The organism is Roseibium sp. (assembly GCF_965232425.1).
Classification (GTDB): Bacteria; Pseudomonadota; Alphaproteobacteria; order Rhizobiales; family Stappiaceae; genus Roseibium.
The window spans coordinates 476,685-501,919 of the sequence record NZ_OZ246971.1; the positions used below are offsets into that span (position 1 = coordinate 476,685).

At 62.6% G+C, this 25,235-nt stretch carries 23 protein-coding genes; all 23 read right to left on the reverse strand.

The features are described 5' to 3' along the window. Position 1: 1 nt before the first annotated feature. Positions 2-1,858, reverse strand: coding sequence for a xanthine dehydrogenase family protein molybdopterin-binding subunit (locus ACO08A_RS02285; RefSeq protein WP_422039640.1), 1,857 nt, complete (start codon positions 1,856-1,858; stop codon positions 2-4). Next, positions 1,858-2,340 (reverse strand): (2Fe-2S)-binding protein, encoded by a 483-nt coding sequence (locus ACO08A_RS02290; RefSeq protein ID WP_319386393.1) that lies wholly within the window; start codon positions 2,338-2,340, stop codon positions 1,858-1,860. Before ACO08A_RS02290 ends, ACO08A_RS02285 begins: the two co-directional genes overlap by 1 nt. Continuing rightward, positions 2,337-3,143 carry an FAD binding domain-containing protein gene (locus ACO08A_RS02295; RefSeq protein ID WP_422039641.1) on the reverse strand — a complete coding sequence of 269 codons (807 nt, stop codon included), beginning with the start codon at positions 3,141-3,143 and terminating at the stop codon, positions 2,337-2,339. The genes ACO08A_RS02290 and ACO08A_RS02295 overlap by 4 nt, the downstream gene beginning before the upstream one ends. Positions 3,144-3,146: 3 nt before the next feature. After that, the gene (locus ACO08A_RS02300) at positions 3,147-3,590 is read right to left on the reverse strand and encodes an SRPBCC family protein (protein WP_422039642.1); all 444 of its coding nucleotides are present in this window, start codon (positions 3,588-3,590) and stop codon (positions 3,147-3,149) included. A gap of 17 nt (positions 3,591-3,607) precedes the next feature. Next, positions 3,608-4,066 (reverse strand): nuclear transport factor 2 family protein, encoded by a 459-nt coding sequence (locus ACO08A_RS02305; protein ID WP_422039643.1) that lies wholly within the window; start codon positions 4,064-4,066, stop codon positions 3,608-3,610. Positions 4,067-4,103: 37 nt separating this feature from the next. Next, positions 4,104-4,541 (reverse strand): SRPBCC family protein, encoded by a 438-nt coding sequence (locus ACO08A_RS02310; RefSeq protein WP_319386389.1) that lies wholly within the window; start codon positions 4,539-4,541, stop codon positions 4,104-4,106. Then, positions 4,541-8,029 (reverse strand): flotillin domain-containing protein, encoded by a 3,489-nt coding sequence (locus ACO08A_RS02315; protein WP_422039644.1) that lies wholly within the window; start codon positions 8,027-8,029, stop codon positions 4,541-4,543. Before ACO08A_RS02315 ends, ACO08A_RS02310 begins: the two co-directional genes overlap by 1 nt. A 20-nt stretch (positions 8,030-8,049) precedes the next feature. Beyond that, positions 8,050-8,877 (reverse strand): phosphoenolpyruvate hydrolase family protein, encoded by an 828-nt coding sequence (locus tag ACO08A_RS02320; RefSeq protein ID WP_422039645.1) that lies wholly within the window; start codon positions 8,875-8,877, stop codon positions 8,050-8,052. A gap of 2 nt (positions 8,878-8,879) precedes the next feature. Then, positions 8,880-11,048, reverse strand: coding sequence for an ABC transporter permease (locus tag ACO08A_RS02325; RefSeq protein WP_422039646.1), 2,169 nt, complete (start codon positions 11,046-11,048; stop codon positions 8,880-8,882). After that, positions 11,041-11,850, reverse strand: coding sequence for an ABC transporter ATP-binding protein (locus ACO08A_RS02330; protein ID WP_422041845.1), 810 nt, complete (start codon positions 11,848-11,850; stop codon positions 11,041-11,043). The genes ACO08A_RS02325 and ACO08A_RS02330 overlap by 8 nt, the downstream gene beginning before the upstream one ends. A 2-nt stretch (positions 11,851-11,852) precedes the next feature. Further along, the gene (locus ACO08A_RS02335) at positions 11,853-12,920 is read right to left on the reverse strand and encodes a branched-chain amino acid ABC transporter permease (protein WP_422039647.1); all 1,068 of its coding nucleotides are present in this window, start codon (positions 12,918-12,920) and stop codon (positions 11,853-11,855) included. A 3-nt stretch (positions 12,921-12,923) separates the two neighbouring features. Further along, positions 12,924-13,937, reverse strand: coding sequence for a branched-chain amino acid ABC transporter permease (locus ACO08A_RS02340; RefSeq protein ID WP_422039648.1), 1,014 nt, complete (start codon positions 13,935-13,937; stop codon positions 12,924-12,926). A 201-nt stretch (positions 13,938-14,138) separates the two neighbouring features. Continuing rightward, complete coding sequence (locus tag ACO08A_RS02345) at positions 14,139-14,972, reverse strand: AraC family transcriptional regulator (protein WP_319386383.1); 834 nt, start codon at positions 14,970-14,972, stop codon at positions 14,139-14,141. A gap of 414 nt (positions 14,973-15,386) precedes the next feature. Further along, positions 15,387-16,817, reverse strand: a complete 1,431-nt coding sequence (locus ACO08A_RS02350) for an aldehyde dehydrogenase family protein (RefSeq protein WP_422039649.1) — start codon at positions 16,815-16,817, stop codon at positions 15,387-15,389. Continuing rightward, a complete protein-coding gene (locus ACO08A_RS02355; protein WP_422039650.1) occupies positions 16,817-17,968 on the reverse strand; it encodes an iron-containing alcohol dehydrogenase in 1,152 nt (383 codons plus the stop codon). The genes ACO08A_RS02350 and ACO08A_RS02355 overlap by 1 nt, the downstream gene beginning before the upstream one ends. An 81-nt stretch (positions 17,969-18,049) precedes the next feature. Further along, entirely contained in the window at positions 18,050-19,306 is a 1,257-nt protein-coding gene (locus ACO08A_RS02360) for an ABC transporter substrate-binding protein (protein ID WP_422039651.1), read from the reverse strand. A 222-nt stretch (positions 19,307-19,528) separates the two neighbouring features. Further along, on the reverse strand, positions 19,529-19,909 hold the full coding sequence (hpxZ, locus tag ACO08A_RS02365; protein WP_422039652.1) for an oxalurate catabolism protein HpxZ: 381 nt from the start codon (positions 19,907-19,909) through the stop codon (positions 19,529-19,531). 3 nt (positions 19,910-19,912) lie between these two features. Beyond that, a complete protein-coding gene (locus ACO08A_RS02370; RefSeq protein WP_422039653.1) occupies positions 19,913-20,680 on the reverse strand; it encodes a 5-formyltetrahydrofolate cyclo-ligase in 768 nt (255 codons plus the stop codon). Between the two features lie 23 nt (positions 20,681-20,703). Next, a complete protein-coding gene (locus tag ACO08A_RS02375; RefSeq protein ID WP_422039654.1) occupies positions 20,704-22,104 on the reverse strand; it encodes an AtzE family amidohydrolase in 1,401 nt (466 codons plus the stop codon). Beyond that, complete coding sequence (locus tag ACO08A_RS02380; protein ID WP_422039655.1) at positions 22,101-22,286, reverse strand: DUF4089 domain-containing protein; 186 nt, start codon at positions 22,284-22,286, stop codon at positions 22,101-22,103. The genes ACO08A_RS02375 and ACO08A_RS02380 overlap by 4 nt, the downstream gene beginning before the upstream one ends. Further along, positions 22,283-22,963, reverse strand: coding sequence for a cysteine hydrolase family protein (locus ACO08A_RS02385; protein ID WP_422039656.1), 681 nt, complete (start codon positions 22,961-22,963; stop codon positions 22,283-22,285). The genes ACO08A_RS02380 and ACO08A_RS02385 overlap by 4 nt, the downstream gene beginning before the upstream one ends. Beyond that, a complete protein-coding gene (locus ACO08A_RS02390; protein ID WP_422039657.1) occupies positions 22,963-24,504 on the reverse strand; it encodes an ABC transporter ATP-binding protein in 1,542 nt (513 codons plus the stop codon). The genes ACO08A_RS02385 and ACO08A_RS02390 overlap by 1 nt, the downstream gene beginning before the upstream one ends. Further along, complete coding sequence (locus tag ACO08A_RS02395) at positions 24,501-25,235, reverse strand: cysteine hydrolase family protein (RefSeq protein ID WP_422039658.1); 735 nt, start codon at positions 25,233-25,235, stop codon at positions 24,501-24,503. Before ACO08A_RS02395 ends, ACO08A_RS02390 begins: the two co-directional genes overlap by 4 nt.

A 25,235-nucleotide genomic window follows, 5' to 3' on the forward strand; every position in this document is an offset into this window, starting at 1 on the left:
ATCAGCGCCTCCTTGAACCGGACAGAAAACGGGAGACACCGGGCCGCTTGACCCCGCGCGAGAACGGCTGCTCGGGCTTGTAAGGCGCCGGAGCCGGATCAGGGGTGGTCTGCGGCGGCTGTGGTGCCGCAGGTTGCGGCGCGGATGGCTGCGGCGCAACAGGTTGCCGAGGCGCTGCAGTTTGCTGCGGCGGCACGGGCGCAGCTGTCGGTGCCGCTGCTGGCGCAACAGGGATTGATGGCGCTGCGCCAGGTTCCGGCGACGCCGCCGGCGCATGCCGGAACCCCATGCGCGCCGGATCCGTGATCATGTCGTCATCCTGCGGGGCTGCTGCGACGATCGGGATACCCTGCGTCCCGGCTGCGACGCGGCCCTTGGAGGACGCGCCCTGTCCCGGCTCCGTCGGAATATCGGCGCGTCTGCGTTCGCCGATCCGGCCGACGCTGTCGGTAATGCTTTCCGGGATGTCGGCCCGCGTGCCGCCTCCGCCGGTCAGACTGGACTGGCGCGCAGCGTCGGCACTGATCGCCCATCCGGATTTCTGGCTGGCCACCTGGCAGCACTCGATCAGCGCCGTGTTCTTCGCCAGGCGGCGATGCGGCTTCATGTCGCCGTCCCGGTAGGCGTTCAGGATCCTGAGTTCGATCGGGTTCAGGCCGACGGTCTCGGCTACCTTGTCCATGTGACACTCAATGGCGAAATCGACGCCGGTGATGCCGAAACCGCGCATTGCCGTTGCCGGCGTCCGGTTGGTGAAGACGCAATAGACGTTGGAGGCAACATTCGGGATCGAATAGGGCCCGGGAATATGGCCGGTACACTTGATGATGGCGTAGGAGGACAGCCGCGTGTAGGCGCCTGCATCAAAGAAACCCGTGAACGCCCGCGCCAGAATGCGGCCATCACGGGCAACACCGTCCTTGATGCGCCAGCGCTCCGCGCCGCGCGGCGCGCCGACCTGCATTTCCTCCGCGCGGTCCCACATGAACTTGACGGGCCGCCCGGTCAGAACCGCGCCGAGCACGGACAGGGGTTCGACGATACTGTCGACCTTGCCGCCGAAGCCTCCGCCCACTGTTCCGCCGACAAAATGCAGGCGGGATGACGGCATGTTCAAGAGCTTGGCAGTCGTTCCCAGAGAGAAGAACAGCGCTTGCGTAGAGGTGTAACAGACGAACCGATCGTTGGTCTCCGGCGCGGCAATCGCGCCACAGGTCTCGATGGGCGCCTGCTCGATCGGCGACATCTGGTATTCGCCTTCAACGATGTGGTCGGCGTCGGAGAAGCCTTTCTCGACGTCTCCGAAGCGCAGCTTCTGGTGGTCGTAGAGATCGTGGTAATCGAAAGTGTTGTTCGGATAGACCTCGTTGACGACCGGCGCGTCCGGTTTCAGCGAAGCTTCCGGGTCGAGAACATGCGGCAAGACTTCATATTCGACCCTGACGGCGGCGCAGGCCGCACGCGCCTGAGCTTCGGTTTCGGCAATGATCGCGGCAACGGGCTCGCCGGCATAGGCAACCTTCGTGTCCTGGATCAGTTTTTCCTCGTCCTTGCCGAAATTGATCAGCGAGAGGAGCGTGTTGAGGTTGTTCGGAACGTCACGCGCCAGCACGACACGCACCACGCCGGGCATGCGTTCCGCCTGGCTGGTATCGATGGACCGGATGCGGGCATGGTGATGCGGCGAACGCACGCAGCGCATGTGCAGCAGACCGTCGAACAGATGATCGTCGTAATAGGGCGAGCGTCCGGTCACATGGCCCAGGATGTCCTGGCGCCGTGTCGGTTTACCGATTTCCTGCAGGTTGTCGTCGCGCTCGTCCGAAAAGAGGTCTTTCCTGAATTCAACCGATGACATCAGCCGGTCCTCCGTGTCGGCTGACCGCTCGCGGCCAGAATGGCGTCGATGATCGGCTCGTAGCCCGTGCAGCGGCAGATGTTGCCGGAAATCGCCTCGACGATTTCCTCCCGGCTCGGACGCGGCGTCCGATCCAGCAGGGCCTTCGCGGCCATGAGCATGCCCGGCGTGCAATAGCCGCATTGCGCCGCGAAATTCTCCATGAAGGCTTCCTGAAGGGCGTGGAGATCCGGGCCATCGGCGAGACCGTTGGTGGTCTCCACGTGCTGACCCTCAACGGTCTCGGCAAGGGTCAGGCAGCTCAGGCGCGGCTCGCCGTCAATGATCACGGTGCAGCTGCCACACGTGCCCTGGCCGCAGCCATATTTAGGCGACAGGTCGCCGACGCCGCGACGCAGCAGGTCGAGCAGATTCTGCCCTTCGTCGGAAAACACGGCGACGGGTGAACCGTTCAATTGAAACTGGACAGGTTTCTTGGTCATGGCCGGCTCCCCCCGCCCAGCAAAAGTCGTTTCAGGTGAACGGGCGCAACCTGGCTGCGGTACCAGCCCGACGCCAGCCCGTCATCCGGCGGGTTGAGGCCTTGCGTTGCCGCGGAAAGGGCGCCCGAAACCCCGGTTTCGTCGAGCGCCGCACCTTCAAGCGCGGCTTCCGCTGCCCTGGCCCGGACCGGTGTCGGCGCCATGGCTCCAAACGCGATGCGCGCGCCGGAAATGCGGCCGGCTGATCTCGGCAGCCACGCGGCAAGGCTCATCACGGAAACGCCCTTGGGCTTCACCCGGCTGACTTTCCGGAACCTGAAATCGTCCCCCGAAGGCCTGACGATCGATACCGATTCCACGAGGCGTCTCTCGCTGTCGCGAGACGCCAGCAGGCTTTCCAGATCGGTCTCGCTGCCGTCGGACAGGTGCAGCCTTGCGTCGAGCGCCAGAAGCGCGACCGCGAAATCGCCATAGGGGTGCGGCGCAAAGATGTTGCCCCCGACCGTCGCCATGTTGCGGATGGCCGGACCGCCGACCTGGCGCGCGACCGGATGCAGGAAGGACACATCCGATGAACGGAGAATATCGCCCATGGTGGCTGCCGCACCGATCAGGATACGCGCACCGTCCGCCCTGATGCCCCGCAATGCCGCTGCGCTGCGCAGCCGGACGATTTGCGAAACTGCCTGTTCCCCGTAGTTGACGCTTCGCATCACCAGCGTGCCGCCCCCCAGAAAAACGGCCTGCCCGGCACTGCTCGCCGCGGCTTCCTGGAGTGTGTCGACCGTCGTCACCGTCACCATGCGTTACGCCTCCACCCCGATATGTTCGGCAACTGCCTTGAAGCCGGCGACATAGATGTCATTGCCGACCAGTTCTGCCAGTTCCCGGTCCCGCCCCTTCGGCGTATCGAACCGGCTTTCCCATTCCCACATCGTCCAGTCCTCGTCCGTCACCGGGAACAGGCGCACATGCGCCACGTAGTTGAAGAGCGGGATCGGCGTATCCAGCAGGCAGTAGGAAAAACTCTGCTCCAGATCCGACATGGTCAGCAGCTGTTCCCGCAGTTCAGATCCGTCCTGCAGCTTGAACCGGCGCACCGCCCCGACCCTGTCGGAGCTTTCGCCCCGCTCCATCTGGCTGGTGGCAACGGCCGGGTGCCAGCGGTCGTGGCCGTTGAAGTCACGCAGGACATCCCACACGGCCTCGATCGGCGCCTTCAAAACAGTGCTGCGAACAACCTTGACCACGACCGCTTCACCTTCGATTACTTGAACTTCATGTCGTTCGGATCGAACGTGGTGACCTGCGCATACATCAGGCCATCGCGCGTCACGTAGGCATCAGCACCCTTGTAAGGCTCGGCAAGGAAGTCTGCTTCCACGCGCCAAGACACATTGACGGTGTCACCGATCGTCTTGACTTTCTCGGCTATGAAAGTTGCGCCCTTGAAACCGCCCTCTTCGCGCGGTTTGCAGAAGCCTGCAAAGACGTCGCCAATGTTTTTACGGCCTTCGATCCAGACCCCGTTCGGCAAAATGAACAAGACCTCTTCCGGGTATTGCGCCATCAGCCGGTTCCAGTCGCAAGCGTTCAATGCCTCGATATGCTCAAAAGTGACAAGCTCTGCATTTGGCTGCACGACAAGCGGCGGCAAATCCTGCGCCATGGCGGACGTCGCCAGGAATCCGATACCTATCGCGCCTAAAACAGTCCGGTATGTCATTGTCCATCCTCCATTTATTGACAACGAAACCTTGCACTTACCCCCCGAAATGCCTCTTCAGGGCATCGAAGCCGCCCTGAAAGACATTCGTCCCGATCCCGCTGACGAGATCGTCCTCGTTCTCCGGATCGCATTCGAATTCCGCGGACCATTCGATGAAGGTGCGGTCGCCCTCCGTCACCGGCGTGAGGCGGAGCGTGGCGATGTAGTCGCTGAGCGGCATCGGTCCTTCGAGCATCGAGTAGCTGTAGAAGAGGTCGTAGTCGGACAGACCCAGCAGCTGCTCGCGGATATTGTCGCCGTTCTGCAGATTGAAATTCCGGATGCAGCCGACCTTGTCCGCCGGCAGTGCATCCTCGATGCGGCTCTCGCGAATGCGCGGGTGCCACTTGGGCAGGCCGTTGAAATCCCGGATCCGTTCCCAGACCTTTGACGCCGGCGCGTTGATCACGGAGGACGTGTAGACCCGGGCCATTACTTGCTCTCCTTCGAAGAGCCGGTGCCCTTGGGCTTGTCATCTGCCTTGAGACGCTTCATCTCGTTCGCGGCGCGGGTCATGTCGTTGGCGGTGCGCATGACATCGGACTTGGCCAGGTTCGACCCGTCGATGCCGATATCGCTCAACAGGCTGTCGACCATGGGGGCCTGAACCCGGTAACGCAGAGCCGAGTTGATGACCTCGTCGGTCGGACTGCCGCCGCCGCCTCCGCCACCGCCGCCACCGGCTGCGCCGCCATTGCCATCGGCCCAGCCAAGGCCGCCCGTGCCGTTGCCGCCAAGCTGCATGATCTTGATGTCGTTGATCTTCTCAAGCGGCTTGACGGAGGCGGCGACGATGCCTTCGACATGCTCCAGCATCTTGCGCTTGAACAGAGAATGACGGGCACCGTCGGTGAGAACGTTTTCCGCCTCGTTGATGAGTTTCTGCGCCTCGGCCTCCACGGCCCTGCGGATGCGTTCTGCTTCTGCCGCGATGCGTTTTTCCTCTGCTTCCTTTTCCGCCAGAACCACGTCGACGGACTTGCGGCGCGTGGCGACTTCCGTCTCCTGTGCCGTCTTGACCTTTTCCGCTGCCTCAGTGGCGCGCGCACGGGCGGCCTCCGCCTCGACGGCGGCAGCGCTTTCATCCAGCGACTTCTTGTAAAGCTCGATGGCCTTGTCCATCTGGGCGCTTTCGACCGACTTCTCGCGTTCGATCTCCAGGCGCCTGCGCTCGGTCTGATGGCCGATACGGGCATCGTCCAGACCGCGTTCGGAGGCGATCTGTGCGCGTTCGATCTCTTCCTGGCTGACGATCTCGGCTTCGCGCAAGGCCTGGACGCGGGCGATCTCGAGCTGCTCGAGCACCTTCTTGCGTTCCAGTTTCTTGGCGTCGAGTTCCTGTTCCGCCAGGATCTTTTCCGCGTCGATTGACTTCGCCTTGGCAACCCTGGCCGCCTCGACCGCCTGGTCCGCTGCGACCTGGGCCTCGTCGATGGCCTTGTTGCGGGCAATCTCCAGCGACCTGATGGTCTCGTCGCGGGCAATCTTCTCGGCGGTCGTTTTCTGCTCCTGCGCGATACGCGCCTGCTCGACAGTGCGCCGCGAGGCGACCTCGGCGGTTTCGATTGCCTCGGTTTTCTCGATCTCGCGGGTGCGGATGTCCGCATCCTTGGCGATCTCTGCCGTGCGCACCTTGTTTTCCTGCGCGATGCGGGCGGCCTCGACAAGCTCCTGTGCGGAGATGTTGGCGACGTCGACCGCGCGATTGCGGGCAATCTCGCGTTCGCGCAGATCCTGCTCGTAGGCGATGCGTTCCGCAGCGACCTTCTTTTCCTTTGCAATACGCGCCGCTTCGGTTGCCTCCAGCTTGGCGATTTCCGCCGCCTCGATGGCCTTTGCGCGGGCGACGTCGCGTTCGCGCGTTGCCTCCTCGCTCTCGATCCGCTGCAGCGTGATCTTGGCCTCTTGTGCAATCCGGGCCGCGTCGACCGCTTCGCGCGCCGCGATCTCGGCTTCCTCGACGGCCTTGTTGCGTGCGATTTCCAACCCGCGCGTTTCCTGTTCGAAGGAAATGCGTTCCGCGGCGATCACCTTCTCCTGGGCAATGCGCTTGGCCTCGGTTGCCTCCTTGGCGGCGATATTGGCCGCATCGAGTGCCGCCTGACGGGCCACATCGCGTTCATCGGTCGCTTCCTGCGCCGCGATGCGCTCGAACGACAGCTGCCTGTCCTGGGCGATGCGGGCCTTCTCGACCGCTTCGCGCGCGGCGATTTCCGCCTCGTCGATCGCCTTGTTGGAGGCTATCTCCAGGTTCCTGATGCGCTCTTCCTGCGCGATGCGCGTCTTGTTGGTTTCCTCGCGTGCCGCGATCTGGGCAATATCGATCTGCTGCTGACGCTCGATCTCGAGCGCGCGCGTTGCCTGCTCGGAGGCGATACGCTCTGCAGACAGGGCCTTTTCCCGCGCAATCCGTGCCGCTTCGGTCGCCTTCTGGCTGGCAATTTCGGCCTCTTCGAGGATCTTCTGACGTTCGATTTCCAGCCGGCGGGTTTCACGGTCCGCCTCGATGCGCGAGGCATTGACCGTCTGCTCCTGGGCGACACGCAGCTTTTCAGCCGCTTCGCGCGATGCGATCTCGGCCTGTTCCACGGCAAGATTGCGCGCGATTTCCCGCTCACGGGTCGAGCGCTCAAAGGTGATCCGCGCCTCGGTCACCGCCTCTTCCTGCGCGATCTTCGCCTTTTCGATCAGTTCGCGCGCGGCAATGTCGGTTTCCTCGATGGTCTTCCGGCGCTCGATCTCCAGGGCTTCGGTTTCCCGGTCCTTGGCAATGCGCGCCTCGGACAGCGCGCGTTCCTGTGCAATCCGGGCCTTTTCGACCGCCTCCTTGGCGGCGATGTCCGCCGCCTCGGTCATCTGCTGCGTCTTGATCCGCTCCTCGGTCAGGTTCTTTTCCTGCCCGATCCGCGCTTTTTCAACGGCTTCGCGGGTGACGATCTCGGCTTCGTCAATGACCCGCTGGCGATCGATTTCCTTCTGGCGGACTTCCTTTTCGGAGGCGATGCGCGCTTCGGAAATGAGCCGCTCGTTTTCAATCCGGGCGGTTTCGATCGCTTCCCGGCTCAACAGGGAGGCCTGCTCGGCTTCCTTCTCCCGTTCCGCGCGTTCACGTACGAGGTCCGTGTGCTGCTGGGCGCGCCGGAATTCGATCTCGCGCTCCTGTTCCAGGCGCGCATTCTCACTTTCGCGCTCGATATCCAGAACCTGCTTTTCCGCCTCCAGATTGCGCGAGCGGATGCGGATCATGGAATCCTGTTCGATATCGTTACGCAGCTTCCGCCGGTCCTCGATCTCGCGGATGACCGTTGTCAGACCCTCGGCATCGAACCTGTTGGACGGATTGAAATATTCGATCCCGGTCTGATCGATATCGGTGATCGCGACGCTTTCAAGCTCCAGTCCGTTCTTGTCGAGCCCCACCTGCGCGGCCTCAAGCACGCGATCGACATAAAGATGCCGGCTTTCGTGAAGCTCCTCCATCGTCATTTCCGATGCAACGGTTCTGAGCGCGGAGATGAACTTGCCCGACAGCAGCGAGTGAATGCGTTCCGGTTCGAGCGTGCGCCGCCCGAGGGTCGATGCCGCCAGGCTGACCGCCGTCTTCGTCTGACCGACCCGCACGTAGAATTCCGCGTCCACGTCGACCCTGAGACGATCCTTGGTGATCAGCGCGTCTTCCTTTTCGCGGGTCAGTGCCATCTGCAGGGAGTTCATGTTGACCGGCGTGATGTCATGGATGATCGGCCAGACGAACGCGCCGCCGTCGATCACGACCTTTTCGCCGAGGAAACCCGTTCGCACGAACGCGACCTCCTTGGTCGAGCGCCGGTAAAGCCAGTGCATCACCCAATAGAGGATGAAGACGACGATGACCGCGAGTATGAGCCAAAGCACCAATTGCCCGATGAGCTGACCAGCCATGTTCGATCCTCCCCCCCGGCTCAAGAGCCGCGGATTTCCTTGAATTTTCTGGTTTGTTCGACGAGCGCGACCTCGGTCGGCAGGCGTTCCATCGAGGACGCACCGTAGAAACCGTGGCAGTTGCGCGTGTTCTTCAAGACGAATTCGGCATCATCCGGCATCGCCACCGGGCCGCCATGGACCAGGACGACGGCGTCGGGATTTACCGCCAGGGCCGCCGCGGACCACTCGTCGACGATCGCCGGACAGTCCGCCAGCTTCAGCGAGGTTTCCGCGCCGATGCTGCCGCCGGTGGTCAGGCCGAGATGACACACGATGATGTCGGCGCCAGCCCGTGCCATCGCGGCCGCGTCCTCGGTGGAAAACACGTATGGCGTCGTGAGCATGTCCTTGCGGTGCGCCATCGCGACCATGTCGACTTCCAGCTGATAGGACATTCCCGTCTCTTCCAGGTTGGCCCGGAAGTTGCCGTCGATCAGTCCGACGGTCGGAAAGTTCTGGACGCCTGAAAATCCGGCGGCCTTGACCTCGTCCAGAAACTTGTCCATCAGCCGGAACGGGTCCGACGCACAGACACCGGCAAGGACCGGCGTGTTCTTCACGACGGGCAGGACCTCACCGGCCATTTCCATGACCACGCTGTTGGCATCGCCATAGGGCATCAGGCCGGCCAGGCTGCCGCGTCCGGCCATCCGGTAGCGGCCGGAATTGTAGATGACGATCAGGTCTATGCCGCCGGCTTCCTCGCCCTTGGCGGAAAGCCCCGTCCCGGCGCCACCGCCGATGATCGGTTCTCCGCGGGCAATCATGGCCCGGTATTTTTCGACAAGGTGCTTGCGTTCGAACATCGTCAATCTCCTGCTGCACGGCTGCGCCGGCTAGAATGAAAGCCGCGGAAGGTTTCGACGATCAGCTCGGCGAATTCCGGGTCGTTGATATTGTGGGGCACACGGATCAGCCGGCGTTCGCTGGTCTGGCGCACGGTGTCCTCGAGAGCTCTGAAAAGCGCTTCGTCGGCGGCCGGGTCGTGAAAGGCCATGCCGGGGGCGTCCAGCAGCGAGACCCCGCCCTCGGGCAGGAAGAAGCGGACCGGTGAGGTCATCTCGTTGAGGCGGTTGCCGATCCAGCGGCCCATTTCGATGTTTTCGTCGACCGTGGTCCGCATCAGCGTGATTTGCGGATTGTGCTCGTAGAAGAGACGGCCGCGATAGCGCTCGGGGACGGTTTCGGGGGCGTTGAAGTTGACCATGTCGAGCGCGCCGCAAGCCCCGATATAAGGCAGGCCTGCGCGGATCGATGCACCGAACCTGTCCTCGTTTGCCGCGAACACGCCTCCGGCGACCATGTCGCAGATTTCTGTTGTGGTCAGATCCACCACGGCGGCGAGCATGCCGCTGTCCAGGAGCTTTTCCATGGACCTGCCGCCAACGCCCGTCGCGTGGAACACCAGGCAGTCGAAGTCGTCTTCAAGAGCCGCCGTCACCTGCTGAACGCAGGGGGTCGTCACGCCGAACATGGTGAAGCCGACCGCAGGCTTGGCATTGCGGACAGGCTTGAGCTTTGACCGGGCCTTGACCGCGCCCGCAAGTGCGCCGGCGCCATTGCCGAGCACTTCGCGGGTGATCGAATTCAGGCCCTGAACGTCGGCAACCGAATAGAGCATCATGATGTCGGACGGGCCAACATATTGTTCCACGTTGCCGCTGGCGACGGTCGAGACAATCACCTTCGGGATGCCGACCGGCAGCGTGCGCATGGCGGGGCTGACCAGCGCCGTGCCGCCCGATCCTCCGGCGGAAATGACGCCTGCGATATCAGTCTGCGCCTGCATCCAGCGTTCGAATGCCAATGTCATCCCGGCAACAGCCGTGCCCCGGTCTCCGGTGAAGACACCGTTCGCTCCGCGCGGGTGAAAGGCGGCGACCGCATGCGGCGGGACTTCCGCTCCTGACGGCTTGCCGCTCGTCGAAAGATCGACAAGCCGGACCGTCAGTTCCTCCGCCTTCAGAATGTCGCGGATGTAGCGCAGTTCCTCGCCCTTGGTGTCGAGCGTCCCGGCGACGTAGACGGTCGCGCCACCGCCGGTTCGCTGTGCGAACAGCGGCGTGACGGGCGTTGCCGCCGATACCGCCACGGCCGTGCTCGTACGCGCCGTGTTTTCGATCACGCGGACCGGAACCGGCCGCGACCAGCGTGTCGGCGTTTTCGGATTGGAAAGATACACCCGCTGAACATGCGGTGCGGCCGGCGCTGCCTGATCCGTTTCGGGTTCACGTGCCGGGGCAGGTGTTTCGTCATGCGCGTGGCGGCCGACGCCGAGAAGAGCCTGCTGCAGGTCCCTGTCGGCCGCAAGCTGATTGGACGGCAGGATCCTGTTGATCCGGCCATTGACCATGATCGCGACCTGGTCGGCGACCGCGCAGGCGACACCGATATTCTGTTCGATCACGAGGACATCGATGTCGCCTTCCTGGCCGAGACGCACCAGCATCTCGGCGACCTGATTGACGATCACCGGCGCGAGCCCCTCTGTCGGTTCGTCCATGACGAGAAGCTTCGGATTGAGCAGAAGGGCCCGGCCGATGGCCAGCATCTGCTGCTCGCCGCCGGACAGCTGCGCCCCGCCATTGCTGCGCCGTTCCGCCAGTCTCGGGAACACGGAATAGACTCGCTCCGGTGTCCAGGCACCGCCGCGGCGGGAGACCAGTTGCAGGTGTTCATCGACCGTGAGCGATCGCCACAGACGTCGGCCCTGGGGAACGTAGCCGATCCCGAGCCGCGCGATTTCGGCGGGACCGAGCCCTGCCAGGTTCCGTCCGAACAGACTGATGCCGCCGGACGCCACGGGAACAAGGCCCATGATCGCCTTGCAAGTCGTCGTCTTGCCCATGCCGTTGCGGCCGACGACGGACAGGACCCCGTGATCCAGGGTCAGATTGACCCCTTGCAAGGCATGCGACTGGCCGTAATAGACATTGAGATCCTTGATCTCGAGCGCGGGGGAAGAGCGTTCAGCCATGACCGAGCCCCTCTTCACCGCCGAGATAGAGGGCCTGTACCTCTTCGTCCTCTTCGATTTCGGCGGGTTTGCCTTCCTTGAAGATCCGACCGTTGTGCATCATCGTGACGGATTCGGCGACACGCAGGGCAACGTCCATGTCGTGCTCGATGATGATGTATCCCATGTGGCTCGGCAGCCCGGTGAGTATTTCGATCAGTTCCTGCCGCTCCGTCGGGGAGAGACCGGCCGCCGGTTCGTCGAACAGGATGAAACGCGGCGCACCGGACAGCGCCATCGCGATTTCCAGCTGGCGCTGCTGCCCGTAGGACAGATCGGAGACCTTCGTGTCGCGGACATCGTCGAGATGAACCACGTGAACCAGGTTTTCGGCGCTGGCCATCAGGGCATCGTTCCGGCGCGGGCGGACAAACGAAAAGCGGCCGCGCGACACGCCGCAGCAGGCGAGATAGACGTTGTCGAGGACAGACAGGCCGGTGAACAGGAGCGAGATCTGGTAGGTCCTGCGCAGTCCGCGCCGGATGCGCTCCTGGGCCGGAAACGCGGCCACTTCCTCGCCGAAAAACCTGATCGACCCGGTTGTCGGGGCGAAGTCGCCGGTGATGCAGTTGAACAAGGTGGTTTTTCCGGCCCCGTTCGAGCCAAGGACAGCGCGCCGCTCACCCGGTTTGACGATCAAGTCGATATCGCTCAGCGCCGCGAGGGCCCCAAAGAGTTTGCTGACCCCGCGCAGTTCCAGCGCGTTCGCCGTGCCGGTGACGCTCAGGCGGTCGGAGACGGAGGTGCCGGCGGCTTCGAGCAGCGTCACAGCCTGTCCTCCCCACGGTCCAGCAAGGGATCGCGCTTGCGGTAGTCCTGCCAGCGGTCCCAGAGGCCGAGAAGGCCGTCCGGTGAAAAGAAGACGATCGCGAGAAAACCGAGGCCGATGAGCAACTGAAAGCGTTCACCACTCAGCCCGACGGACAGGAGCACGTCGATGGCGAAGGTCTTGAGAAGCACGTAGATGAACGCGCCGATGAACGGACCGATGGGACGGCTCATTCCGCCGATCACCGCGATCACGAGAATGTCGATCGCCGGACCGATCCCTGCGGTGCCCGGCGAAATCTGCGCCGACTGCCAGGTCAGGAGAATGCCCCCGGTTCCGGCGATCAGGGCGGCGAAGGCATAGGCGGCGATCCTGTGGGCGTTGACATTGTAGCCGAGCGCGGCCATGCGGCGCGGATTGTCACGCACACCCTGCAAGGCAAGACCGAAAGGTGCGCGGGAGATGTACAGAACCGCAAAATAGGCGACGGCGGCCCAGAACAGGGTCAGGTAGTAGAAGGGAATGCTCTGCCGCCAGTCGACGCCGAACAGGTTGGGCGGCAGCACCCCGTTGAAACCGGAGAAGCCGTTGAAGACGGCGTAGTTCTGGCGCGTGAAGTAGAAGAACGCGGCGGCAACCGCCAGCGTGATCATGATGGTGTAGATGCCCTCGGTGCGCACGGCGAGAGACCCGACAACGGTTCCGAAGAAGATCGCGACGACGAGCGCAAGCGGAATGGCGATGTACCAGGGCCAGCCCAGGCTGATATCGGTGATGGCACTGTCGCCGAAAATCGCGACCATGTAACCGGCCAGGCCGGCAACCGACATCTGCACGAGGCTCACCATGCCACCGTAGCCGCCCAGGAACATGAGGCTCAGCGAGATCATGCCGAGAATGAAGGACCAGCCGAACACCTGGTAAAGCGTGAACTCGCTGGCGAAGGCCGGCATGATCAGTAGCGCAATGCAGACGACCCAGTAGCCGGCAGGTATGCGCTCGAACCAGCCCCGCTCACGCACATCGCGAACCTTGGTTGCGGGATTGCTCTCAGCCAGCGCCATGGATCACGACCTTCCCATCAGGCCCTGCGGGCGGAAAGCCAGCACCAGCACCATGATCAGGAACGTGAGAACGACGGCATAGGTCGGGAAGTAGACGGACCCGAACTGCTCCGCGAGCCCGATCAGGAGAGCGCCCAGTGCCGCGCCGGTGATGGATCCCATGCCGCCGACGATGACAACCACGAGGGAGGCCAGAAGAAAGCGGATGTCTTCGCCCGGGGCGACGGACTGGAACGTGCCGCCGACGACCCCCGCGATACCGGCAAGGCCCGCTCCGAATGCGAAGACGCCGACGAAGACAAGCTGAATGCGTGCGCCCGTTGCCGAGAGCATGTCGCGGTCGTCGACACCGGCGCGGATCATCATGCCGATCTGGGTGCGGTTCAGGATAAGCCACATCGCCACACCGATCACGACGGACGCCAGGAAAATGACAACCCGGACCACAGGATATTTCAGATAAATCAGTTCTCCCGAGGAGCGTTTCACGCCCGTCACGAACAGGGTCTCCATCGGTCCGCTCAGCCAGCTTGGCGGGGAAATATTGTAGAAATCTCCCCCGAAGCCCCAGAGCATCAGGTCCGCCATGACGATGGAAATCCCGATCGTGACGAGCGTCTGCCTGAGATCCTGTCCCTCCATCCTGCGGAAGATGAAGATCTGCAAAAGAATGCCGACGATGGCGACAAGAACGAAGGCAACCGGGAAAGCGAGCAGCCAGAAACCGGTGGAACTGGCCACGAAATATCCGATGTAGCCGCCCAGGAGGTAGAGTGACCCGTGCGCCAGATTGACGTTGCGCATCAGGCCGAAGATCAGGGTGAAGCCGCTTGCCACGAGGAAATAAAGGCCGCCGAGCGTGATGCCGTTGAAGACCGCGTTCAGGAAGACCTTCTTGCGCCCGATAACATCGACAAGCCCTTTCGGCCAGACGGCAAAGATCAGCCATATGAAAACGGCGACTGCCAACAGGATGATGACTGTCCAGACCGGATGTCTCGATGCGTAGTCCCTCATCGGAAACGCCCTCCGGCAGCGGTGCATTGACCGAGATGTTTTTGCCGCAACACGCGACGCCCTCCCTAAGCTCTATCGACAGTGAGGTCGCTGGCTCAGGAAAAGGCTAAGTGGGAAGCTCCGGAATCGACGTACCCGATAGTCTTCTCTGTTGGCCCATCATCGGCATAATTGATGTCCGGCACCGGCGGACCGCTCCGCTTACGTGACGTGTGCCACGCGGCGGTAGTCACTGGGCGGAATCCCGACATTGGACGAAAAGAAACGGGTGAAGCTGGCCTGCGAGGAAAATCCGAGATCGTAGCTGATTTCGGTCACCGACTTGTCGGTGGTCATCAGGTCGGAAATCGCCTGTTCCGCCCTCAGCGTGTTCAGATACAGGTTGGGTGTAATTCCCATCTGCTTCTTGAAAAGCTTGAAGAAATGCGGACGGGACAGGCCGACCTCGCGCGCCAGCCACTCCACCTCGACTTCCTCGGTATAGTTTTCCTGCATGAGACGGAGCGAGCGGCGCACCCGGTAGTCCGTGAACCTGTGGCGGCTGTCGCTGAGAACCGAATTGCGGTCCGCATGGCGCCAGGACTGCTCGAAACACTGCAACGTGGTCCGGTACAGATAGCCATCGAACAGATGATCGTTGCCGCCGTCCAGCAACAGCGACGTCAGGCGCTTCACCCAGTTGGAAACGTCGGGTGTCATGGAGATGAATGACCGGCCGAAATTCAGTGCAAATTCAGCAGATTGGCTGTTTTCCAGAAACCAGATCGGCTTGATGTAAAGCACCAGGCACATGCAGGCCTCGACCGGGTTCTTGTCTTTCAGGTGAAAGCTGTGCTGCTCCCAGGGACTGACGGCCACGCCGGTGTTCCGGTCGGCCGCGACCCATTTCCCGGAGACACTGACCTTCGCCTCGGCACCGCCCAGATAGAAAATCAGATGCCCCTCCCGGTGGGCATGCGTGATGATAGGCTTATCCAGCTTGTAAAGAGCCGCGCGCCCGAATTCACCGTGGTGAACGGATATCGCTTCGCTCATAGTCCCCTCCTCCCGAGGATTATCGCGATCGTTTATTTTTTTGTTTCCTGAAGTAAACCTCGCAAAAATACCGATTTGCAAGACAAACAGCCTTACAAAGAGACTCAGAGTTACGAAATCAGACTGAAATTCATGCTGCGGCGCAGTAATACCAACCTTCATAGATAGAAACCCATTTCATAGCATCAAACCGGTCCACTCGGTCAGGCGTGGTGCGCAGCGCGATGCCGGCGCATCGGGCAAGCGCCACAACGCAGCCGATGGCCGGTTTCATGCCACCGGAGGCCGGGTTCTTTTGCCCCAATGCCGCGTTGCAATTTGCTTGAAGTGCCGGCACTACCGCGCAAACCGCGCCTTGCCTTGTGGCAAAACAATCCCGGTGAAATGGGTTTCTATCCATGACGGTTGGTATAATCAGGCGCGAACATACCCGGTCTTGACCGTCGTAAAAAATTCCGCCGCGTAACGGCCCTGCTCCCGCGGACCGAAGCTCGAACCTTTCCTGCCGCCGAAGGGAACATGATAGTCGACGCCCGCCGTCGGCAGGTTGACCATCACCATGCCGGCCTTCGAATTCTTGCGAAAGTGGCTCGAATGCTTGAGGCTGGTCGTGCAGATCCCCGCACACAAGCCGAACTCCGTTTCGTTGGCAACGTGAAGCGCCTCATCATAGTCCTTCACGCGAATGACCGAGGCGACGGGGCCGAACACCTCTTCCGTGTTGATGCGCATGTCGTTGGTCGTGTCGGTGAAGAGCGCGGGCTGCAGAAAGTATCCGTCCGTCTCCCGGCGCAGGCGCTCGCCTCCGCAGCGCAGGTTGCCGCCCTGGGCGCGGCCGATTTCGATGTATCTCAGGTCGGTCTCAAGCTGGTCCGCGCTTGCGACCGGTCCGATCTCGGTACCCTCGGTCAGCGCGTTGCCGACCGTCAGCGCCTTGCAGCGATCGGCCAGTTTCTCGATGAAACGACCGCAAATGTCTTCCGTCACGATCAGGCGCGACGAGGCCGTGCATCTTTGCCCAGTCGAAAAGAAGGCGCCATCCACCGCGACGTCCACGGCCTGATCGAGATCGGCATCGTTCAGCACGACAAGCGGGTTCTTGCCACCCATCTCGAGCTGAACCTTGTGCAGCTTTTCCAGGCAGGACGCCGCGACCCGATGCCCGATCGTCTGCGACCCAGTGAAGGTTATCCCGTCGATCAGGGGTGACTCCAGCAGTGCCTGACCAACAACCGATCCCTTACCCGTCACCAGATTGAAGACCCCGTCCGGCACACCGGCTCTTTTGAGGATATCCGCGAGGATCCAGGCACAGCCCGGCACCAGTTCGGCAGGTTTGAAAACGACCGCATTGCCGTAGCAGAGCGCCGGAGCGATTTTCCAGGCCGGTATCGCGATCGGAAAATTCCACGGCGTGATGATGCCGACGACGCCGAGTGGTTCACGTGTCACCTCGACATCGATGCCGGGGCGCACGGAGGGAAGCAGGTCACCCGTCTGCCGCACGCACTCACCGGCAAAGAAACGAAAGATGTTCGCGGCCCGCTCCGCTTCCAGGAGACCTTCGCGGAGCGTCTTGCCTTCCTCGCGCGACAGCAGCGTACCGATTTCCTGTCTTCGCAGCGCCAGCTCATCAGCGGCCCTGTTCAGGATCTCGAACCGCTGCTGCGGCGATGTGGCAGCCCAGCCGGGGGCCGCAGCCGCGGCTGCATCCATTGCCGCCTGGGTTTCGGGAACACCGGCATGCGCATATAGATCGATCACGTCGGAGAGATCGGACGGATTCCGGTTTTCCGCGGCGCTGGCAGTCGCCACCCATTCCCCGTTGATCAGCAAAGGTTTCATCAGGCCACCCGGGTTCTGTCCAAATGCACCGATTTCATGATCGAGTAGAGACTTGAACTGGAGAGCGCGCGCGGGCTGCGCACGGCAGCCAGGTCCGATGCTGCCAAATCGGCGGCGGTTCGAAGCTCGTCCTCACCGATGCCCATTTCATTTAGGCTTTCCGGCAGGGGAAGATCGTGCAGGAACTCGGTCACGCTCCGGGCCGGTCCGCTGTCGCCGTTCGGGTCGAAAAGGTTCTGCAGGGTGCTGAACTTCTCGCGCGCGGCCCCGGCGTTGAACTGAAGCACCGAGGGCAGCAGCAGGCGGCTCAGAGCTCCCGGGTCCAGGCGGCGGTCGACGACTGTCTCCAGTGCGCAGCCGATGGCGTGGATGGTTCCAAGCCCCTTCTGCAGCGCGAGCGCACCGTTCAGGCTGGCGGCCATCAGCTCACGGCGGGCCGTGACACTGTCGTTTTCCAGCACCTTGTGCAGATTGGCGATCACCCGCCCAAGCCCGTCGAGCGCGATTCCGTCGGCAGGCGGATTGTAACCAGGGGACAGGTAGGCTTCGACGCATCGGCCGAGCGCATCGGCCCCGGCACTCGCGCTTTCGACCGGCGTTGCGCCCAGCGTCAGCGTCGGGTCGCAAATTGTCACGGTCGGCACCAGTTTCTTGCACATCAGGCGCGTGCGCTCACCGTCCTGAAGAACGACCGGCGCATGAGCACTGACGGCAGAACCAAATCCCTGGATGCCGGGAACGGCGTAGAGATCGGGCAGATTGTTGCCGATCCGTCTGGAGCCGCCGGTTGCGTAGGAGAAGGTCTCAAGCGGTTCGCTGTGCGCAATCGATATGCGCGAGATCTTGGCAAGATCGATCGCGGTGTTGCGCCCGAATGCAATCAGGAGATCGCGCTCGGTGCGTTGGTAAATCTCCGCAATGCGGCGGGCGGCGCTCTCGTTGGGAATGTCGGGCACGTCGCTGACGACCTCGACCGATGTGCGCACCGGCAACCCGGCAAGCAGCCGTTCATACAGTTCGCTGTCCAGATGGGTCTCGTCTGTGACGATCAGGGGCCGCGTCTTGCGATTGACCTCAACTTCCGACCACAGCGCTTCTTCCAAAACGCCATCGGCAAAATGAACTCGCGTAACGTAGGTAATGAGAGTCATTGCCAGAACTCGACACGAAGCTGCGGGAAGCGGCGGCCCGGTAGGAAAACCGGGCGGCACAGGCCGCCCGGCGCTTTGCGGTCAGTAAGACGTCTTGCACTCAGGCGTCTCACGGCTTGGGAGGCCGATCTTTGCAAAGACTTCAGGATCGATGCCGAGAGTCTGCGGCACGTTTTCCTTGATCGCGACCAGTTTGGTCACGAGCGTTCCGTCATCCTGTTCGGCGACTTCGGAGACGAAATTCGCCCCGATGGCCTGACGGTTGCCGTCAAGCGTGATCTTACCGTTGGGGGCATCGAGTTCCAGGTTGGCGAGGCAACCGCGGAACTTTGCGTGTCCATCGGACAGATCACCGCCCACTTCATCCAGGCAGGTCATCGCGGCGGTCGTCGCGTTGTAGTACCCGGTTGCCAGGAGCGAGGGGCTCGGGAACCGCTGGTCCGGCGGGAACGCATCCTGATAGGCCTTCACGTAGGCCTTCCAGTTCGCGTCATCCCAGGTGTCGGCCTGCGGGCCTGCCGACGGCGTTCCGATGAGCGCCTTTTTCGCGTCGCCCTTGGAGTTCAGAACGGTACCGTCCACCATGATTGAGCCACCGATCAGGTTGGCGTCGCCACCGGCCTGCTGATACTGGTTCAGGAAGTTGACCGCGTCGCCGCCGCCAAGGCCGAGATAGATCGCATCCACATCATCGGGAAGCGACGCGATGATCGAGCCGAAATCCTTCGTTCCGAGCGGCACCCAGAAACGTTCGGTGATCTCGCCGCCCGCCTGGCAGAATTCAAGCGCAAAGCCGAAAACCTGCGTGTAGATGAAGGAATAGTCCTCCCCGATCGTCGCAACGCTTTTCCAGCCCTTGTCGTTGAAGACGTAGTCGCCAAGGCCCGCGGACCATTGCGCTCCATCCGTGTTGAAGCGGAAGAAATTGTCCGACGGCGTCACGTAGGTGGTTTCCTGCGCACCTGAAATCCCGTTCAGGAACGTCACCTGCGGCTGGGTCTTGGAGTAGTCCCGGATCGCAATGCCTTCCGAACCGGAGAGCGGTCCGATCACGAGGTCGACCTTGTCCTGCTCGACCAGTTTGCGGGCGCCGCGCACCGCGCTGTCCGGCGATGCGTCCGTCGACTGAATGATCAGTTCGATGTCACGGCCGCCTGCCTTGGGACCCTTGACGGCCATCGCCGTCTTGAGGCCCCGAACACCGTCCTCGCCGAGAACCGTGTATGTCCCTTCGAGCGTTGCGAGAACGCCGACCTTGAGGGGACCATCCGCCGCAAAAGCTGCGCCGGTTGAAAGAAATGCAGCCGCGGAGACAGCGGCCAGGAGATGCTTTTTCATCCGTTCCTCCCAACGAATACTCAGCCGCTTGTCATCGCATGCGAGATCGGAACCGGTGAAAATTGCGACCATCAATTGCGTCTGCGGCAATGCCTTCAGCATGCGTCAGGGATGGGTTTGCAACTATCTCGGAGAGTGCGGGTGATATAACGCACAGTCTGTTTTTGGCCCCCTTTCCGGCGCCTGCGGGCCACACTCACCCGGTCAAGCCACCCGCGAATGTCACTGCGCGATGACACTGACATGGGCTGCGACCACCTTCCAGCCGTTCTCGGTCCTCATCCAGGTCTGCATCTGGCGGCCGACCTTTCCGGGGGCCGTGTCGCGATAGAACAGGGTCGCGGCGGTGGCAAAGTCCGTGCCGTAGGTGGTGATCACGGTCCTCTCCAACCGCCTTTGCAGGTTGCCGTCGCTTCGTGCCGACCTGAAGGCCGCGATCTCGTCATACCCGTAGAGATTCTCGCCGCCCCCGTATCTGATCGTCGTCGGCGCGTCGAGAAACAGACGGTCGAGCGTTGCGACATCGTTGCCGACAAGCGCCGTTTCGTATTCGGCAAACACCGCTTCAACCTCGGCTTTCACGGACGGAATATTGATTTCCATCGATCACCCCCTCCCCTTGGACTTCAGGCGGTCGCGAAGTGTTTCAAGAAACGGGATATCCCGGAACTGGTCCGGCTGGACGGCATCCCAGGCGACGCCTTCCGGCTGCGGAAACTTCGTGCCGGTTTCGATCAGTTCGGTCTCCGTCGCAATCGCGTCGAGCGCGCTGTCATGGTCCATCATGACAAGCTGATCGTTGCCGACGACCTGCGAGGAATGAACCGTCGTCGTGATCAGGGTATCCGGTTTCAGCTTGTCCAGTTCCCGGAAAATACCGAGTTCGAGATCGGCAAAACCGCCACCCTTGCCGGTCCTCGCGCCCGAGCGGCTGACGGCGACACATCCGACGACCACGAAATCAAGCCGTTCCATGTCCTCGAATTCCACCGCCTCACCGTGTTCGACAAAGCCCTGGGAGGTCGCCGCCAGTTCGAACTGGATGCCCTTCCGTTCGAGCTTTTCAGGATCGAGGCGGACGAAGGGAAAGGGTTTGAGCAGTTCGGGCACTGGGGCATAGACGATCTTGCCTTCGTAGAGCGCGCGCAACCTGACCGGGATCTGCGGCGGATCGGGATTGCACTTCACCACTCTCGCCGCCTGCCACGCGGGAAGCCGCGCAAGGTTGCGCGCCGCAAGGTCCGCGCCCGCGAAATTCGGAATGCAGCTGTGTGCCGGACCTATGCTGGTGCCGCTCTTTTCAAGACCGGACCAGACAAGGTCCCTGATCCGGTCCTTGTCCCGATTCCGCCCGGACCAGCGTGCGTCATCCATGATCTTCCCCTCAAAGCAAGGTTTCAGGCGGCGACAGGCGCCCTGCAGACGCCGGTGCGTTCAAGTTCGGCGGCAGCGCGCAGCGCAAGGTCTTCACGCCACGCCGGTGCGATCACCTGGACGCCGATGGGCAGCGCCGCGCCTTCAAGCCAGACCGGAACCGCAACCACCGGCAGCCCGATGAAGGACACGGGCTGGGTGAACAGACCGATATTCGGCCGTGCGGGCATCGTGATACCATCCAGCGTGATGGTCTTCGTTCCCGACGGCAGGGCGGAAAAGGGTGTCGCCGGCGCCAGCAGAATATCGACGTCCTCGAATATCCTGCGCATCTTTGCGCGGAACCAGCTGCGAAAACGCTGCGCCTGCTGCACCCAAAGGGCCGGGACCGTGGTCCCTGCCAGAAACCTGTCGCGCGTGTCCGGATCGTAGTCGCCGGGGCGCGCCACGATCCGGTCGAAGTGCAGGTTCGCGCCTTCCGCGCTGGTGATCACATAGGCCGCAGCCCGCGCGCGCGCGGCCTCGGTGATATCGATTTCATCCGAAGCTCCGAGCGCCCGCGCAACGGTGTCCACGGCGGCAAGCGCTTCCGGTTCCGCCCTTTCCCGGAAATAGCCGCCGGCAACCGCGATGCGCAGTCTGTCCGCCCCCTGATCGATCTGTTCATAGGTCGCGAGCGCGGGTCTTGCCGCCTGTGCGGGGTCGATCGGATCGGCTCCCTGAAGCACATCGAACACCAGCGCCAGATCGGCGGCCGATCTGGCCATGGGTCCGAGGTGGTCGAGGCTGCCGACAAACGGATAGGTGCCATGGCGTGACAGGCGTCCGTAGGTGGGCTTGAGACCGAAAAGGCCGCAGAAGGACGACGGCACCCGGATCGACCCGTTGGTGTCCGATCCGAGGCTCACCGGCACCATGCCGGAGGCAACCGCCGCCCCGGACCCCGAAGACGATCCCCCGCTCATCCGGCTAAGATCGTGAGGGTTCAGGCAGTTTCCGTCATGGATGTTTTCGCCCGTGAAATCATAGGCATATTCGCCCATGTTCAGCCCACCCATCAGGACGGCGCCCTGCCTGCGCAGGTGTTTAACGAGTGTCGCGTCGGCCGTTGCAGGCGCGTTGCCGCGATTGATCTTCGACCCGGCCCGCGTCACGACGCCCTCAATGTCGAACAGGTTCTTCACCGCAAATGGAACGCCGGCGAGCGGCAATCTCGTGCCGGCTGCAACAGCATCGTCAATCTTTCGCGCGTCCGCCAGGGCGGCATCTGCCGTTACGTCGGTGAAGGCGTTGATCGCCGGATTGCGCTTTTCGATCTGCACGAGCGACGCCTCGACAACGTCCTTTGCCGATACGCTGCCGCTGCCGACGGCGTACGCGATCTCCGCCGCGGTCATCGGGGTGACGCCGGTTCCGCCGCTCATGCCTCGAACACCGGTGCGGCTTCAACCTCTTCGTCCAGAGGAAAGGACCGGACAAGCGCGGCCGCCTTTTCAATTGCGGAAATATGCGCCTCGACCACCGGCCGCCATTCCTCCTCGATCTTGAGACCCATGAGATTTTCCATGTGCGCAACATGGGCTTTGGCGTCGAACTCTTCGCTCATCTGATATCGTCCTGGGGATTGAGTGCCACGGCAAATGACTTCAGGGGGGCGGTCCAGCCGACGATGCCGCCCTGTGCCCGGATCATGTCGAGCGTCGCCGCCTTGAACTCGGGAAAATAGCTCTCGGTCGCCTCCTCGATCAGGAGGCATTCATAGCCGCGGTCATTGGCCTCGCGCATGGTCGTCTGAACGCAGACTTCCGTTGTGACACCGGCAAAGACGAGGCTCCGGATCTTCAGTCGTTCAAGATCCTCGCCAAGGGATGTCGCGTAGAACGCGCCCTTCCCGGGCTTGTCGATGACGATCTCGCCCGCGAGCGGGGCGCATTCGGCGACAATCTCGGCACCCGGTTCCCCTCTTACGAGGATGCGGCCCATCGGCCCGTCATCTCCGATGCGCATCAACGGGTTGCCGCGGTCCCTTTTGGCCGGCGGGCAGTCGCTGAGGTCGGCGGCGTGGCACTCCCGTGTGTGAAAGACCGGCCATCCTTTTTGCCGGAACAGCTTCAGCAGGTCCCGCGTCGGCGCAATTGCCCGTTGCATGTGGGACACGTCGTTGCCGAGCGTCTCACCGAACCCGCCCGGCTCGATGAAGTCGCGTTGCATGTCGATCACGACCAGCGCCGTGCTGGACGGATCAAACGTGAACGTGAAGGGATCGGCATTGACCTTGAGCATCAGTGGTGCCCCGCCATGGCGTGGCCGATCGTCGCCCGGTCCGTTTCCACCATTGGAGACTGATAGGTAATCTTTCCCTCGGACATGACTGCGACCGTGTCGGCAAGTTCCAGGATTTCGTCCAGATCCTCCGAGACGAGGAGGATCGCGGCCCCGTTGTTGCGCTGATCCATGATCTGCGCCCTGATTTCGGCAACGGACGCGAAATCCAGCCCGAAACAGGGGTTGGCAACGATCAGGATGTCAACGTCACCGGAGAGTTCCCGCGCGAGGATCGCGCGTTGCACGTTTCCGCCGGAGAGATTTTCGATCGGTTCTTCGGTGGAGGGTGTCTTGACCCGGTAGGCCGCGATCAGCGCCCGGGCCTGACGGCGCATGGGCGGTGGCGACAGCCAGCCCTTGAAGGGAGAGATCGGCGCCTTGTCGAAGGTGCGGAACGCCATGTTTTCCGCAACGCTCATACGGGGCACCGCCACGTTCTTGAGCGGTTCTTCGGAGAACCCGAACACCTTGAACGTGTCCATCTGTCCGCGCTCGGGCTCATAGGGCTTCTTGTCGATGAAGATCCGGCCGTCCTTCAAGAGGCGCTGGCCGGAGAGCACTTCGATCAGCTCGGACTGGCCGTTGCCGGACACGCCCGCGATGCCGAGAATTTCGCCCGCGTGGATCTTCAGGCTGACGGCTTCGATGGCAGGCAGTTCCTCGTCGTCATCGGCGAACAGTCCGGCCAGTTCCAGCTTGAGCGCCGGCTGCCGATGAGATGCCCGTTCAGCGCTTTCCCGGATTTCCGTTTCGCCGATCATCATGCGGCTCATGTCGTCGACGGACAGATCCCGGACCCGGCCGCCGCCGACCACGCGCCCGCGCCGCAATACGGTGACATCGTCCGCATAGGCCGTGACTTCGCGGAACTTGTGCGTGATCATCAGGATTGTCAGGTCACCGGCCTCGGTCATCCCCCGCAACAGCCCGAGCACTTCATCGGCCTCGTCCGGCGTAAGCACCGAGGTCGGTTCATCCAGGATCAGGAACCGCTGATCCAGATAGAGCTGCTTGAGAATTTCCAGCTTCTGCTTTTCACCCGCCGACAGCCCGGACACCGGGACGTCGAGCGGCACCTTGAACGGCGTCGTCTCCAGAAAGGCGCTCAGCGCTCGGCGTTCGGCTTTCCAGTCAATGACGCGCGGAGCGTCCGCGCGCGCGATGACGAGGTTTTCAGCCGCTGTCAGGGACGGCACCAGCGTGAAGTGCTGGTACACCATGCCGATGCCGAGCGCGTGCGCGGCGCGCGGATTTGGAACGCCGACTTCGCTTTCATTGACGAGCATGGTGCCGCTTGTCGGCTGGTAGAACCCCATCATGCATTTGACAAGCGTCGACTTGCCGGCGCCATTTTCACCGAGCAGCGCGTGAAAGGACCCGGGAGTTACCCGGATCGAAACATCATCCAGTGCGACCAGATTGCCGAAAGCCTTGGTCATGCCGACGGTTTCCACACCGATTGCACGTGATGTCGAGACCGTATCCGGAGCAATGCTCATGCGCCCGCGGCTCCCCGCGCCTGCCGCAAACCGGCAAGAAATGTCGCGCTGTCCGCCACGGCGCCGAAGACCCCGCCCTGCATGGTCACCATCTTCAGGGCAGCGTCGTGATTTCCCTGGTCCGTCGCGCCGCAGCAATCGGACAGGACCAGGCATTCGAAGCCGCGATCATTGGCCTCGCGCATGGTCGTGTGCACGCAGACATCCGTCGTGATGCCGGTCAGGACGAGGTTGTCGATGCCCCTGGTCCGCAGCAGCAGTTCCAGATCCGTCGCGCAGAACGACCCCTTTCCGGGCTTGTCGATGACCGGCTCGCCCGGCAGTGGCGCAAGTTCGGGAATGATTCCCCAGCCGGGCTCGCCCCGGACGAGGATCTTGCCGCAAGGTCCCGGGTCGCCGATACCGGCCCCGATCCGCTGCGAGCGCCAACGCTTGTTCGCCGGCAGGTCGGCGAGGTCAGGCCGGTGCCCTTCGCGCGTGTGGATGATGTGATACCCGCTCGCGCGCATGGCGGCCAGGACCGTCCTGATCGGGTCTATCGGCGCGCGCGTCAGGCTGATGTCGTAGCCCATGCTGTCGACATAACCGCCCTTGCCGCAGAAGTCGGTCTGCATGTCGATGATGATCAGCGCCGTGTTGGCCGGCCTGAGATCGCCATTGTAGGGCCAGGGATAGGGATCGGCGGCAACGGCCCCTTCGATGTCCTCGGAAGGGATGTCGGCAAGGCTCAT

Excerpts from the sequence above, each read along its gene's own strand:
- ACO08A_RS02285 (WP_422039640.1), bottom strand. The coding sequence starts at position 1,858 with ATGTCATCGGTTGAATTCAGGAAAGACCTCTTTTCGGACGAGCGCGAC.
- ACO08A_RS02290 (WP_319386393.1), bottom strand. The coding sequence starts at position 2,340 with ATGACCAAGAAACCTGTCCAGTTTCAATTGAACGGTTCACCCGTCGCC.
- ACO08A_RS02295 (WP_422039641.1), bottom strand. The coding sequence starts at position 3,143 with ATGGTGACGGTGACGACGGTCGACACACTCCAGGAAGCCGCGGCGAGC.
- ACO08A_RS02305 (WP_422039643.1), bottom strand. The coding sequence starts at position 4,066 with ATGACATACCGGACTGTTTTAGGCGCGATAGGTATCGGATTCCTGGCG.
- ACO08A_RS02310 (WP_319386389.1), bottom strand. The coding sequence starts at position 4,541 with ATGGCCCGGGTCTACACGTCCTCCGTGATCAACGCGCCGGCGTCAAAG.
- ACO08A_RS02315 (WP_422039644.1), bottom strand. The coding sequence starts at position 8,029 with ATGGCTGGTCAGCTCATCGGGCAATTGGTGCTTTGGCTCATACTCGCG.
- ACO08A_RS02320 (WP_422039645.1), bottom strand. The coding sequence starts at position 8,877 with ATGTTCGAACGCAAGCACCTTGTCGAAAAATACCGGGCCATGATTGCC.
- ACO08A_RS02325 (WP_422039646.1), bottom strand. The coding sequence starts at position 11,048 with ATGGCTGAACGCTCTTCCCCCGCGCTCGAGATCAAGGATCTCAATGTC.
- ACO08A_RS02335 (WP_422039647.1), bottom strand. The coding sequence starts at position 12,920 with ATGGCGCTGGCTGAGAGCAATCCCGCAACCAAGGTTCGCGATGTGCGT.
- ACO08A_RS02340 (WP_422039648.1), bottom strand. The coding sequence starts at position 13,937 with ATGAGGGACTACGCATCGAGACATCCGGTCTGGACAGTCATCATCCTG.
- ACO08A_RS02345 (WP_319386383.1), bottom strand. The coding sequence starts at position 14,972 with ATGAGCGAAGCGATATCCGTTCACCACGGTGAATTCGGGCGCGCGGCT.
- ACO08A_RS02350 (WP_422039649.1), bottom strand. The coding sequence starts at position 16,817 with ATGAAACCTTTGCTGATCAACGGGGAATGGGTGGCGACTGCCAGCGCC.
- ACO08A_RS02355 (WP_422039650.1), bottom strand. The coding sequence starts at position 17,968 with ATGACTCTCATTACCTACGTTACGCGAGTTCATTTTGCCGATGGCGTT.
- ACO08A_RS02360 (WP_422039651.1), bottom strand. The coding sequence starts at position 19,306 with ATGAAAAAGCATCTCCTGGCCGCTGTCTCCGCGGCTGCATTTCTTTCA.
- hpxZ (WP_422039652.1), bottom strand. The coding sequence starts at position 19,909 with ATGGAAATCAATATTCCGTCCGTGAAAGCCGAGGTTGAAGCGGTGTTT.
- ACO08A_RS02370 (WP_422039653.1), bottom strand. The coding sequence starts at position 20,680 with ATGGATGACGCACGCTGGTCCGGGCGGAATCGGGACAAGGACCGGATC.
- ACO08A_RS02375 (WP_422039654.1), bottom strand. The coding sequence starts at position 22,104 with ATGAGCGGCGGAACCGGCGTCACCCCGATGACCGCGGCGGAGATCGCG.
- ACO08A_RS02380 (WP_422039655.1), bottom strand. The coding sequence starts at position 22,286 with ATGAGCGAAGAGTTCGACGCCAAAGCCCATGTTGCGCACATGGAAAAT.
- ACO08A_RS02385 (WP_422039656.1), bottom strand. The coding sequence starts at position 22,963 with ATGCTCAAGGTCAATGCCGATCCCTTCACGTTCACGTTTGATCCGTCC.
- ACO08A_RS02390 (WP_422039657.1), bottom strand. The coding sequence starts at position 24,504 with ATGAGCATTGCTCCGGATACGGTCTCGACATCACGTGCAATCGGTGTG.
- ACO08A_RS02395 (WP_422039658.1), bottom strand. The coding sequence starts at position 25,235 with ATGAGCCTTGCCGACATCCCTTCCGAGGACATCGAAGGGGCCGTTGCC.